The following is a 12,545-nucleotide window of genomic DNA, read 5'->3' as shown; positions in this document are numbered from 1 at the left end:
TTTACGCGCTGCGCACGTTACCACGGGAATAGGATGCGTAGGCCGCCACCAGGGTATAGGCCAGCGCCAGCGCAAAGGCCACCTTGATCACCCGCAACAGATCCGGGTACTGCTCCGGTGTAATCTCGGCCTCCCCCATCACCAGGTTCACCAGCAACACCACCAGCGTCATACTGAACATATTGCCCATGGTACGGGACAGGTTCATCAGCGCAGAACCAATACTGAGACGATCCGGCGGTACCGAGCCCATCGCGGCGTTGTTGTTGGGCGTGGAGAACAGCCCAAAGCCCATCCCCAGCGCCAGCAATGCCGCGGCGATATAAGCCTGCGAACTGCTGGCATCAATCCACAGCAACATGGCAAAACCGCTGCCATATATCAGACAACCGGTGGTAGCGATAATGCGTGGTTCAAACTGATCAGACAGGCGCCCGGCAAACGGTGCCAGACAGGCCATCACCAGCGCCTGCAGCAGGATCAGCTGCCCCGATTCACTCGGAGACATCCCCTTCAGGTACTGCAGATACAGGCTCATCAGAAACAGCACCGGATAGTGCGCGCCGTACATAAACACGCTGGAGATCATCGAGCGGCTGAACACCTTGTTGTTGGCCAGCACCTTTAACCGAACTAGTGGATATTCCGCACTCCCCTGCTGACGCAGAAACAGGAAGAACAGCGCAACACCGGCCAGCAGGCAGATGAAGTAGCTTGGATCGGGCAAACCGGAGAGGCCAAAGAAAAACGCACTGATCCAAAGCGCAAACAAACCACTGCCCACCCAGTCGAGTTTCTGTTTGCCTTCGGCTTTGTATTCCCCTTTCACGTTCATGACCACCAGCAATACCGAGATCAGCGCAAAGGGTACCGGCGCCCAGAACACCGAACGCCAGCCCAACACCTCGGTGAGCCAGCCACCGATCATCGGACCGCAGGTCAGGCCGAGGTAGACCGAAGTTGCGGTCAGGCCCAGCGCGGTACCCCGTTTACCGTTGGCAAACACCGAGGTCACAATCGCCATACCGGTGCCAAACACCATCGCACTCGCCAGGCCCTGCAGAAAACGGGACACCAGCAACCACTCGATGGTTTCGATCCAGATCACCATCAGCGAGGTGACGCAGAACATCAGCACACCAACGATGTACACCTTCTTGCGCCCGATAATGTCTGCCACACGCGCGGCAGGCAGCATCAGCATCATGCTGCCCAGCAGGTTGGAGGTTGGTACCCAGCTGAGCAGCACCGCATCGGCCTGCAGCTCATCGGCAATAGCAGGCAGGGCAATGTTGATCGCTGACATCGACAGCGGGACCAGAAACGTAGCAATACAGATACTGGCCAGCGCCAGCCAACGGGCTGCCGGATTTTGTGTGTAATAGTCAGACATTCAGAAACGTATAGAAACGGCCGTCAGGGACGACGGAAGAGATCACGGGCACCGGTACGATACCCAAACTGAGTAGGACTATACCAGAGAATTGCTTAACAGGTTAACGAACACTCTGTTGCAGCCAAGTCCTCAATGCCCGCTCAGCAGAGTGTTTCCGGATCCTTCTGGCTGATCAGCAAGGATTTCAGCGCTTCGGCTTCCAGCGGTCGGTCGAAGTAATAACCCTGAATCGAGTAGCACCCCATCTCGCGGATCAACTCTACCTGTTCGCGGGTTTCCACCCCTTCGGCGATCACGTCCAAAGAGAGAGACTCAGCCATCGAGATAATCCCGCTTACCAGGGCATGATCCTCGATATCCTTACCCACATCCTGCACAAAGGAGCGGTCGATCTTCAGGCGGGTGATCGGGTACTTCTTCAGGTAACTCAACGAGGAGTACCCGGTTCCAAAGTCATCAATGGCGATATCCACACCCATATCCCTCAAGCGTTCCAGCTGTCGGTGGGTATTACGCTCATCGTCGATCAGGATGCTTTCGGTGATCTCCACAATCAGTTGATCACCCGGCATACCGGTCTTCTGCAGTATGTCTCGGGTCAGTTCCGCCACATCCACGCGCTGTATCTGACGGCTGGAGACATTCACACTGATCTTCGGTGGTGTCTCCGAGAACTGTGCCAACTGGGCACCAAACTGGCAGGCCTCATTCAATACCCACTCACCAATCCGGTTGATCAGCCCCACCTCTTCCGCCACCGGAATAAAGACGGATGGTGAGATCAATCCGCGCTCCGGGTGATGCCAGCGAATCAGGGCCTCTACGGCTTCCAGGGTGTCGGTTTGAATATTCCAGATCGGCTGATAAAGCAGCCTGAACTCCTGTTCACGCAGGGCCTGGTGCAAGGCATTTTCCAGCTCGCGTTTGCGCAGCGCCGCTTCGTTCATCTCGGCGGTGTAGAACTGATAGGTGTTGCGCCCGTGCTCTTTAGCCTTGTACATGGCGCTATCGGCGTTACGCACCAATAACTCGGCGTCGCGCCCGTCATCGGGGTAGATGGTGATACCGATACTGCCGGAAACAAAAGCTTCATGCTCATCCAGGTTAAACGGCTGTGCCAGGCTCTCCAGAATCTTATGCGCCACCCCTTCCACGTCGCTTGGATCCTGGATTTCAGGAATGATGATCGCAAACTCATCGCCTCCCAGCCGGGCAGCGGTATCGCTGCGGCGCAGGCAGTCCTTTATACGTATGGAGGTTTCCTGCAGCAACAGATCACCTGCGGAGTGCCCCAGGGTATCGTTGACGAGCTTAAAGCGGTCCAGGTCGATAAACAGTAACGCTCCGCGCTGGTGCAGACGACCGGCACGGCTGAGCGCCTGAGAGAGGCGGTCAGCGAACAGGTTACGGTTGGGCAGACCGGTCAGGGCATCAAAATTGGCCTGTTGCAGGATCAGCTCTTCATTCTTCTTGCGTTGGGTGATGTCGTTGAAGAGCGAAACATAACCTTCCACCTGCCCTTCCGCATCCAGCATCGTAGAGATCGTCAGCCACTTCGGATAGACCTCGCCATTCTTGCGCTTGTTCCAGATCTCCCCTTCCCAGAAACCACGCGCCGCCAGTGCATTGTGGATATTCTCGTAGAAATGGATACCGTGTTTGCCGGACTTAAGGATGCTCGGGTCACAGCCCAGCGCCTCTGCCTCTTCAAATCCGGTAATCTTGGTGAAGGACGGGTTTACCATCTGGATCTTGTTGTTGGCGTCAGTCACCATGATCGCTTCAGCTGCGGTCTGGAAAACGGCGGAGGCCAGTCGCAGCTGTTTCTCGTCCTCTTTCAGCTGGGTGATGATCTCCTTGATCGCCACATAGTGAATCACCTCACCCTTATCATCCTTGATCGAGCCGATGTTGGCGCGCTCCCAGTACAAGCTGCCGTCCTTGCGTTTGTTGTGCAGTTCACCCACCCAGACACCGCCGCTGGAGATCACCTGCCAGAGGTGTTCGTATTCCTCCTGCTCGGTCTCCCCTGACTTCAGGATGCGCGGATTTTCGCCCAGCACTTCCTCTTTGCTGTAACCAGTCACCTCTTCAAACATCGGGTTCACGTACTCGATGCAACCGTCGGGATCTGTAATCACCACAATGGTTGGCGAGTGCTCCACCACCCGCGACAGCAGACGGATATGCTCCTCTGCATCCTTACGCTCACGGATATCGTTCAGCATGCAGATATAGTGGATATCCTCGCCATGCAGGTGCTGAACCGGGAAGATATTGGATTCCACCGTAATCAGGTCGCCCTGTTTATCCCGGTTGATAAACTCCCCCTGCCAGGGTTTGGCGTCGATCAGTCTCTCTTCCAGCGCCGCATATACCGATTCATCGGTCAGTTCCGACTGCAACACCGCGGGGGTCTTACCGATCAGTTCACCGAGCTTGTAGCCAAACAGGCGGGTAAAGGCCTCGTTAACGTACTGGATTTCACGCTGCTCGTTTGTAATCACCGTAGCAATCGAGGACTGTTGAATAGCGGCAGACAGCAGATGGACCTGCTCGCGCATCGTCAAGGAACGGCGATAGCTGATGATCAGTCCGATCGCCGACAGCAGGATCACCAGCCCAGCCAGTAAAAGGCCGGAGAACAGGGCGGAGTTTTCAGAACGCCACATCACAAAGGTGTTGTAGTGGTCTATATTCAGCGCCACGGCCAGCGAATACTTCTCTGACAATCGCACTGTTGTGTAAGCCTGCGGGACATAATCGGCATAGGTCGCCAAGGCGGTTTCATCCTGCCCCTGGGTAACCAGTTGCTGCAGAAGCGACGACACCTGCGCCCGGTGAGCTTCGTATTCGCCGTGAACCAGCAACGCATCCGCATCGAAGTTCAGCAGGTAGAGGTCGTCATTGATCCCCAGATCCAGCTCGGTAATAAAGTTTTTCAGGTAGGCGGGATTCAGTGCGGCGATGACCTTATACGCGTCACCGGATTCGATATTGGTGTAGTTGAGACCAAAGGGTATCAAGCTGCGTCTGCTGGCCGGTTCGGGTTTGCCAATCAGGGGCAGGAAACGCCCTGCAACAGGAAAACCGATCTTCAGGTCTGAATCAAAATTCCCCTTCTGTTCGGTATCACAGCCAATCAGGGCCATGTTGAGCTGACCTGGCAGGCGGCCTGCGGAATCCAGCCAAACCTCACCGTTCTTCACGACAGTAATCTGGCGGATATGAGGCGCAAAGCGCAGGATCTGTTCGATACGCTCCTGCGCTTGGTTGTGTTGTGTTTGGTATTCCGCCTGATCGGACAACTCGTCGACGATTGAGATCAGGCTGATTTCGAGCGATTCAATGGTGCGGGTAACCGAGCCCTCTACCATGCGGGTATAGAGTTCGGCTGACACATTGCGTGAGTGCACCGCCTGGGTGAAGCTAAACCAGAGTACGGCGGTAAACAGCACCAATACAGCAGACGCAATCACCCCGACCCAGGCAATAAAGGGCTTCTTGCTTACACCGATGTTCAGGTCCCTAGGGCTAGACATTATCAATACAACTCAATAGATAAACCACGCCGGCCCATGTTTTTCCCTGAAAAACGCCCGCCAACCCGCCTGATTATACTGAACGTTCATTCAGGCGCATCTCAATACACACAGCCAAAACTGTCGCAGATCACAGAGCCAGACTACAAAAAACAGAACTGCAAGAAATCTTGGCCCAGCTCAAGAGAAGGCAAAATACCACAGAAGCGGTGTATCCACGAAGTAGCTCATGGTAGAAATTTCATGATATTTATAGCGGCTATTCCCCTTTCGTTGAGTCAGGAAGCACAACATGAAACGCGTAGTACAACGATTGACCTATCTCTTTCTCGGCCTGAGCCTGCTGATGCCAGTCGCACAAGCGGACTCACGTCTCGACCAGATCAAAGCCCGTGGCGAGCTGAAAGTCTGCATCTGGCCCGACTATTTCACCATCACCTACCGCAATCCCCGTACTAACCAGCTGGAAGGTATCGATATCGACATGGCCAACGCCTTCGCTAACTGGCTGGATGTACAGCTGACCTACGTGGAAAGCTCGTTTGGTGCGCTGGTCAAAAATATGAAAAACGATGCCTGCGATATCGCCATGCACGGCGTAGGCGTGCGTGAGAGCCGCAAACCACATATGGATTTCTCTGACCCGCACCTGGCCAGCGGTATCTACGCGATCTCTATGAAGTCTGGCGATATTAAAAGCTGGGACGACATCGACCAGACCGGCAACGTGGTGGTGGTGCAGAAAGGCACCTATATGGAACCGGTGATGCGTGACTACCTGAAACAGGCGGAACTGAGTGTGGTAGACAGTTTTAAAGCGCGCGAGCAGGAAGTACAGAGCGGCCGTGCGGACGTGTTTATGACTGACTTCCCGTACGGCAAACGTATGGCCGAGCTGACCCGCTGGGCACGCCTGTTGATTCCGGAAAATCCGCTGGCGCCGACGCCTTACGCTTATGCCGTGCCAAAGGGTGACAAGGTATGGCTGGCAGAGGTAAACCGTTTTGTTGCCGCGATGAAGGAAAGCGGCAAGCTGGCCGAATACGCCGAGAAGAATGGCCTTACGCCGATTTTGTTGAAGTAAGGCCTGTCATGTTGGGCAACACCGCTTTAACAACAACATCGAATGTAGGGCAGCCTTTAGGCTGCCGGTAGGCTGAAGCCTACCCTACAATAGCACCAAGCATAAAAAAGCAAATATCCCACAGACACAAAAAAGCCCCGCAATGCGGGGCTTTTTCAGATCAACTCAAAGCGGGCTTATGCCAGCTCTTCCGCGATGATCTTCTTCCACTTGGCTGGGCCAGTGTTGTGAACAGACTCGCCGTTTACGTCTACTGCAACAGTTACCGGCATGTCTTTCACTTCAAACTCGTAGATCGCTTCCATACCCAGCTCTGGGAATGCCAGAACTTCGGCGTTGGTGATCGCCTTGGATACAAGGTACGCCGCGCCACCTACAGCCATGAGGTAAACTGCGCCGTTGTCCTTGATCGCTTCGATCGCAACCGGACCACGTTCAGACTTACCGATCATACCCAGCAGGCCAGTGCTTTCGATAACCTGACGGGTGAACTTGTCCATACGGGTAGACGTAGTTGGGCCTGCAGGACCTACAACTTCGTCACGTACCGGATCAACCGGGCCTACGTAGTAGATGAAGCGACCTTTCAGGTCTACCGGCAGCTCTTCGCCGTTGTTCAGCATCTCAACCATCTTCTTGTGAGCTGCGTCACGACCGGTCAGCATCTTACCGTTCAGCAGAACGGTTTCGCCGACTTTCCACTCTTTAACCGCTTCCGGAGTGATCTCATCCAGGTTTACGCGACGGGTGTTTGCGCCAACCTCGAAGGTTACTTCTGGCCACTCTTCCAGGCTTGGAGGAGTCAGCACTGCTGGACCATCACCTTTCAGGGTGAAGTGGGTGTGACGAGTCGCTGCACAGTTAGGGATCATGCAGACCGGCAGAGAGGCCGCGTGGGTTGGGTAATCCTTGATCTTAACGTCCAGAACAGTGGTCAGACCGCCCAGACCCTGTGCACCGATACCCAGCTCGTTCACCGCATCCATGATCTCCAGACGCAGCTCTTCGATACGGTTCTGAGGACCACGCTCACGCAGTTCGTGGATGTCGATTGGATCCATCAGGGATTCTTTCGCCAGTACCGCCGCTTTCTCTGCAGTACCACCGATACCTATACCCAGCATGCCCGGCGGACACCAGCCAGCACCCATGGTTGGTACAGTTTTCTTAACCCACTCAACGATGCTGTCGGATGGGTTCAGCATAACCATCTTGGATTTGTTCTCGGAGCCGCCGCCTTTAGCCGCAACGTGAACTTCCACTTCGTCACCTTCTACGATTTCGTAGTGGATGACCGCTGGAGTGTTGTCTTTGGTGTTTTTACGCGCACCGGCAGGATCGGCCAGTACGGATGCACGCAGTACGTTGTCCGGGTGAGTGTATGCACGACGAACACCTTCGTTCACCATGTCAGTGACGCTCATGGTCGCATCCCAGGTCACGTTCATGCCCACTTTCACAAACACGGTAACGATACCGGTGTCTTGACAGATTGGACGCTGACCTTCAGCACACATGCGGGAGTTGATCAGAATCTGAGCCATCGCGTCTTTCGCCGCTGGGTTCTGCTCTTTCTGATACGCTTCGTGAACGCCCTGAACGAAATCGATCGGGTGGTAGTAGGAGATAAACTGCAAGGCATCAGCAACACTGCTGATCAAGTCGTCTTGGCGAATAACACTCATTCGGCGACACTCCAATAGGCTCTTTGTCATTAAGGTAACGGCTTGCTCCCACCTCTAATGGGGCACGCGGGGTCGACATTCAAAGCAGCCAAATTGGCTTCGTTTTCAGACAACCACCGCAGGACCGTTTTTAGTAGTGGCGCGATTATACACCAATTCACCCCGCTTTCGGTGCTCGGCATTAGTCTTAATTGCGGCAGCGCGGAAAAGTATGGATATCAGACCGCCAGGGCCAGGCAGTAACCCAGTCCAAAGATCAGAAACAGACGCCCGGTGAGTGGCGTGAGCGGTTTACGTTGCCCCTCTTCCGCCTGTAATAGGCGATACGGGGCTGGAAGGCATAGCAGACCAGGTAAAAGTGGCCAGAGGGACTGCAGCGCACCGTTTGCCCACAACAGCACTGCACTCAGATAGGTGAGCAACACCATCGTCATATAGAGTTTTACGGCAGGTGCAAAACCGATCCGCACACTCAAGGTGTTAATCCCGTCGCGCTGATCCGCTTCGTAGTCACGCAGTTCGTTGGAAAGCAGCAACAGGGCTGTCAGCAGGCTGACCGGCAACGACTGCCACAATGCCTGTGTTGTTAGTTCACCGCTTACTGCAAAGTAGCTGCCCGCCACCATCAGCACGCCCATAAACCAGAACACCAACACCACACCGAGACCACGGCGTTTGTAGTTGATCGGTTCCAGCGTATAGCCGAGCGCACCGACAAGGCCGATCAGTGCCAACCAGAGTAGACCGATGCCTACCTGGCTCACCAGATAAAAGGCGATCACGGAAGCCAGCAGAAAACAGATCATCCCGACACGGAAGTTCTGTTCCACCCGGTTCAGGGCCATCAGATGGGCAGCACTGTCGGACTCCTGCCGTAACTGCTGCCGGTCGGCATAGTCGTTGATCAGGTTTACACCGGCCTGCAAAAGCAAACCACCGGCGAGCACCAATATGGCGGAAAGGAGATTGTAGGACGTGGATACCGCTGCGCTGGTGATGCCGGTCAGGCAGATCACCAGCGCCACGGTAAAGGAGAAAGGACGGAGTGCACGCCAGAAGCTGTACTTGCTCAGATCGAGTTGCAGATCTTCTTTCAGCTCCCCTTTACACTCCATCGCGCGCATCACTCTATTTATTTAGTGCGGGTGTTCTCGGTGTCGCGCAGATCGCGCATCAGCAGCGCATGGGTTGGATCGAAATCACCACCCACCGGGATATCTACGATGTGACCGGAACCCGGTGCCACGTCGATAGCCTGGCCTTTCTTGTTCTGCATGGTTTCCAGCACAAACTTCTGGTTGCCCTGCGGGGTCATCAGCTCCAGGGTGTCGCCTTTCTGGAAGCGGTTTTTCACGTCCACTTTCAGCATGTCACCTTCACGACCCAGAATTTCACCAACGAACTGCTGGTGATAACCGATGGAGTTACCGGTTTCGTAGTTCTGGTACTCGTCGTGCACGTGACGGCGGTAGAAACCTTCGGTGTAACCACGGTGCGCCAGGTTTTCCAGTTCGTCCATCAGGTTCATGTCGAACGGACGACCGGCAACCGCATCATCGATCGCCTTACGGTACGCCTGCGCAGTACGCGCCACGTAGTAGTAGGACTTGGTACGGCCTTCTATCTTCAGACAGTCAACACCGATCTCCGCCAGACGGTGTACGTGCTGGATCGCACGCAGGTCCTTGGAGTTCATGATGTAGGTGCCATGCTCGTCTTCGTACGCTGGCATGTATTCGCCCGGACGGGAACGTTCCTGCAGCAGGTATGCAGCATCAGTATGACCACCCAGACCCAGGTCAGTGGTTGGGTCGAACTGCTGTGCAGACGCTGCGGCAACCGCGTCTTTACCTTCCTGAGTCACAGGGATCAGGTCACCGGTTTCATCCTGCTTGGCTTCGTGAGCGTCGTACTTCCAACGGCATGCGTTGGTGCAGGTGCCCTGGTTCGGATCACGGTGGTTGATGTAACCGGACAACAGGCAACGACCGGAGTATGCGATACACAGTGAACCGTGTACGAACACTTCCAGCTCCATATCCGGACACTTCTGGCGGATCTCTTCCACTTCGTCCAGTGACAACTCACGGGACAGGATCACACGCTCGATGCCCATCTGTTCCCAGAACTTAACGGTCGCCCAGTTCATGGTGTTGGACTGTACCGACAGGTGAATCGGCATATCCGGGAAACTCTCTTTGACCATCATGATCAGGCCCGGGTCGGACATAATCAGCGCATCCGGCTTCATGTCCACAACCGGTGCCATATCTTTGAGATAGGTCTTCAGTTTGCCGTTGTGCGGCATGATGTTGCTGGCAACCAGGAATTTCTTGCCCAGGCTGTGAGCCAGGTCGATACCTGTTTGCAGGTTATCCATGTTGAAGTCGTTTTCACGCACTCGCAGGCTGTAACGAGGCTGACCTGCGTAGACCGCGTCCGCACCGTAAGCGAAGGCGTATTTCATGTTTTTCAGTGTCCCGGCTGGGGACAAAAGTTCAGGAGCACGCATAAATTAAAAGTATCTGTTTGAGATGGCTGGGTGACTTAACAAACCGCAGTGGATAACGCGTTTAAGCCAGATCTTGCAGGGGGATTTCGAATAGTGGCGTGTAGATAGAACCACGTTCCCCCGGTTTACTCTGAAAGAGGACCACCGAATCAGCCAGGCTGATCAGATCGACCTCAGGCCACTCTTGAGGTGGCTTAAATCCGTTTTTCTTGCCCGGCAGACGACCCAGTGTCACGTGGGCTTTAAAGCCCTTATCCTCCTGCTGGATACCCGCCTCTTCGGCAACCTGCTCCATCAACTCATGCAGGTTCATGATCTCTTCACCACCATCAGGCATCGCCGCCACAATCGCCAGCTTCTTGCTGACCCGATAGTAATCGGTGGCATTGAGGTGTACCTGAAAGGAAGTGAAATCCTTCAAACGCTTGCGCGCCAGCGCTTCCAGCTGGTCGACCTGTTCCAGAGTGATATCACCCAGGAAACAGAGCGTAAGATGGTAGGTGTCTGAATCGACCCACTCCACTTCTACCTGTTTGTCATATTCACATAGGGTATCCGCGTGGTCGGCAAGCCAGCGCACAACGGAGTCCGGAAGTGTCAGTGCAAAAAACGCACGTATTTTCATGGAGTCAGTTCAATGTGTGTTCAGAGAAACCGTGTATTTTGCCTGTTCCACAGGCCATGATCAAATCCGAGTGATTCCGGTGGTTATTCCCATCGGAATGCCTTACTCAGCCGTGCGCTTTTGCCATCACCCGCTGGGCAGCATTAGATTTCAGCTGACGCTTGATCCAGGCATGCACGTTCGGGTAACGATCATAGTCGAACCCCGACAGTTTAGCCCATGCCAGCACACTTGCACCGTGGATATCCGCAACCGTGCGTTTGCCACCGGCCACAAAGTCACGTCCTTCCAAGTGCTGTTCCAGTACCGGCAGGAACCGATCCAGCTCGGCACTGGCAGTGGCGATCTTGTCAGCATCACCTTTACCATCCGGGCTGTACTTAAACTGTAGCAACAGATCCAGCGCAGGTACCTCCATCTGGTTGCTCACATAGAGTGACCAGCGGTAGATCTCGGCGATCTCCTCCGGGGTGTCAGCCCACAGCAGGTTGTCGCCGTACTTCTGCGCCAGGTAAAACAGGATCGCCTGAGTCTCGAACAGCACCAGGTCGCCGTCGATAATGGTTGGAATTTTCCCGGTTGGGTTCAGCGCCCTGTATTCTGCTGTTTTGGTGTTTTCGTCCCGTGCCGTCATCGACACCATTTCGTACTCAACACCCAGCGTCTCCAGCGCACACATCACCATGCTGCCGCGGGAAAATACACCACCGTATACCTTAATCATTGTCGCCCGCGTCCTTCCGTTGTCCGGCTTATGCCCGGCTTTCCAGTTTCAATTGCAACTCGTTGATCTTCTTCTTGATCTGCAACAGGCTGCGGTTCAGTTCTCGACGGGTGGCGTCGTAGGATTTCACCGCATCTTCGTTGTTCTTCACACGACGCTCGAGGCCGTTCTGACGCTGTGCGCTCTCCAACGCGGCAATCCGATCGGTCAGCTTACGCATGGAGGCGGTCAGCGTAGCCACCTCTTCGGTCAGCGCCTCTTCGCTCAGGCGAATCGCCGTCTGTGTAGCGGCCAGATCGGAACGGCTTTTCTTCAGTTCGGCATCCACCAACGACTTAACCGTGGACTGGCTCTGATCCAGCTTGCCAGCGATCGTGCTCAGCTTCTTATCCTGCGCAGCCAGGGATTTCTTCGCCTCATCCAACGCTTTCTTTTGCGCTGCAATCTGCTGAACATAGCCCGCCTGCTTGTCACTCTGTGCTTTCAGCTGCTTGCCCTGTTCGGCCAGCTGCTTTTTCTGCTCTGCCAGTTGCTTGGCCTGCTTTTCCAGCTCCGGCTTGTTCGTCTGGTACGCCACCGTCCAGAGCTTGGCAATCTCAGAATCAAAATGCTTGTACTTGTCCTGCGCCGCCTTACCCATGCTGGTCAGCTGATCCAGCAGCGTATCACCGGATTTCTGGGCGCTGCTTTCGGCCAGATTGAGCAGCTCGCGCATCTCTTTCATCTGCTGCTGCAGTTCAGCCACCGCTTTGCGTTCCGCCTGCAGTTGTTCAAACATGGTCAGGCCCCAGTAGCCAAGACCGGAGCAGGAGGCCACCAGCAGGATCAACATCAGGGAGGTAAACCAGCCACCACTGCGCTTCACAGTCTGTGCAGGTGGGTTCACCACATCGACATGCCGATTGTTCGTGCTTACGCGCTCCGGCTCTGCCGGGCCAAAATCGGGCAGATCAAAATCGTCGTCACGGCTCATACTG

Annotated in this window: 9 protein-coding genes; 1 reads left to right on the top strand and 8 read right to left on the bottom strand. The window is 54.9% G+C overall.

Annotated features, from left to right (window positions below; translation table 11 throughout):
- Position 1: 1 nt before the first annotated feature.
- Positions 2-1,393, bottom strand: coding sequence for an MFS transporter (locus ACEQ15_RS12075; protein WP_370279442.1), 1,392 nt, complete (start codon positions 1,391-1,393; stop codon positions 2-4).
- 143 nt (positions 1,394-1,536) lie between these two features.
- On the bottom strand, positions 1,537-4,938 hold the full coding sequence (locus ACEQ15_RS12070) for an EAL domain-containing protein (protein WP_370279441.1): 3,402 nt from the start codon (positions 4,936-4,938) through the stop codon (positions 1,537-1,539).
- A gap of 292 nt (positions 4,939-5,230) precedes the next feature.
- On the opposite strand from ACEQ15_RS12070, the gene ACEQ15_RS12065 reads away from it, so the two are divergent.
- Positions 5,231-6,022: an ABC transporter substrate-binding protein gene (locus ACEQ15_RS12065; RefSeq protein ID WP_370279440.1), complete on the top strand. Its 792-nt coding sequence runs from the start codon at positions 5,231-5,233 to the stop codon at positions 6,020-6,022.
- Between the two features lie 176 nt (positions 6,023-6,198).
- On the opposite strand, the gene ACEQ15_RS12060 is transcribed toward ACEQ15_RS12065, so the two are convergent.
- The 6 genes from ACEQ15_RS12060 to ACEQ15_RS12035 all read right to left on the bottom strand — a co-directional run bounded on the left by ACEQ15_RS12060 (position 6,199) and on the right by ACEQ15_RS12035 (position 12,541).
- A complete protein-coding gene (locus tag ACEQ15_RS12060) occupies positions 6,199-7,707 on the bottom strand; it encodes a fumarate hydratase (RefSeq protein WP_370279439.1) in 1,509 nt (502 codons plus the stop codon).
- Positions 7,708-7,925: 218 nt separating this feature from the next.
- A complete protein-coding gene (locus ACEQ15_RS12055) occupies positions 7,926-8,822 on the bottom strand; it encodes a prenyltransferase (RefSeq protein WP_370279438.1) in 897 nt (298 codons plus the stop codon).
- A 17-nt stretch (positions 8,823-8,839) separates the two neighbouring features.
- Positions 8,840-10,219: a tRNA 5-hydroxyuridine modification protein YegQ gene (gene yegQ / locus ACEQ15_RS12050; protein ID WP_370279437.1), complete on the bottom strand. Its 1,380-nt coding sequence runs from the start codon at positions 10,217-10,219 to the stop codon at positions 8,840-8,842.
- Between the two features lie 61 nt (positions 10,220-10,280).
- The gene (thpR, locus tag ACEQ15_RS12045) at positions 10,281-10,844 is read right to left on the bottom strand and encodes an RNA 2',3'-cyclic phosphodiesterase (RefSeq protein WP_370279436.1); all 564 of its coding nucleotides are present in this window, start codon (positions 10,842-10,844) and stop codon (positions 10,281-10,283) included.
- 106 nt (positions 10,845-10,950) lie between these two features.
- A complete protein-coding gene (locus ACEQ15_RS12040) occupies positions 10,951-11,568 on the bottom strand; it encodes a glutathione S-transferase family protein (protein ID WP_370279435.1) in 618 nt (205 codons plus the stop codon).
- A gap of 28 nt (positions 11,569-11,596) precedes the next feature.
- Positions 11,597-12,541, bottom strand: a complete 945-nt coding sequence (locus ACEQ15_RS12035) for a hypothetical protein (protein ID WP_370279434.1) — start codon at positions 12,539-12,541, stop codon at positions 11,597-11,599.
- Between the last annotated feature and the right edge of the window lie 4 nt (positions 12,542-12,545).

It is taken from the genome of Pontibacterium sp., from assembly GCF_964228735.1.
Taxonomy (GTDB): Bacteria; Pseudomonadota; Gammaproteobacteria; order Pseudomonadales; family Balneatricaceae; genus Pontibacterium.
This window is presented reverse-complemented; position numbering and strand designations above follow the sequence as displayed.

What these genes read in the sequence shown, in the direction of transcription:
- ACEQ15_RS12075 (WP_370279442.1), bottom strand. Translation starts at nt 1,393, where the DNA reads ATGTCTGACTATTACACACAAAATCCGGCAGCCCGTTGGCTGGCGCTG.
- ACEQ15_RS12070 (WP_370279441.1), bottom strand. Translation starts at nt 4,938, where the DNA reads ATGTCTAGCCCTAGGGACCTGAACATCGGTGTAAGCAAGAAGCCCTTT.
- ACEQ15_RS12065 (WP_370279440.1), top strand. Translation starts at nt 5,231, where the DNA reads ATGAAACGCGTAGTACAACGATTGACCTATCTCTTTCTCGGCCTGAGC.
- ACEQ15_RS12035 (WP_370279434.1), bottom strand. Translation starts at nt 12,541, where the DNA reads ATGAGCCGTGACGACGATTTTGATCTGCCCGATTTTGGCCCGGCAGAG.
- thpR (WP_370279436.1), bottom strand. Translation starts at nt 10,844, where the DNA reads ATGAAAATACGTGCGTTTTTTGCACTGACACTTCCGGACTCCGTTGTG.
- ACEQ15_RS12055 (WP_370279438.1), bottom strand. Translation starts at nt 8,822, where the DNA reads ATGGAGTGTAAAGGGGAGCTGAAAGAAGATCTGCAACTCGATCTGAGC.
- ACEQ15_RS12060 (WP_370279439.1), bottom strand. Translation starts at nt 7,707, where the DNA reads ATGAGTGTTATTCGCCAAGACGACTTGATCAGCAGTGTTGCTGATGCC.
- ACEQ15_RS12040 (WP_370279435.1), bottom strand. Translation starts at nt 11,568, where the DNA reads ATGATTAAGGTATACGGTGGTGTATTTTCCCGCGGCAGCATGGTGATG.
- yegQ (WP_370279437.1), bottom strand. Translation starts at nt 10,219, where the DNA reads ATGCGTGCTCCTGAACTTTTGTCCCCAGCCGGGACACTGAAAAACATG.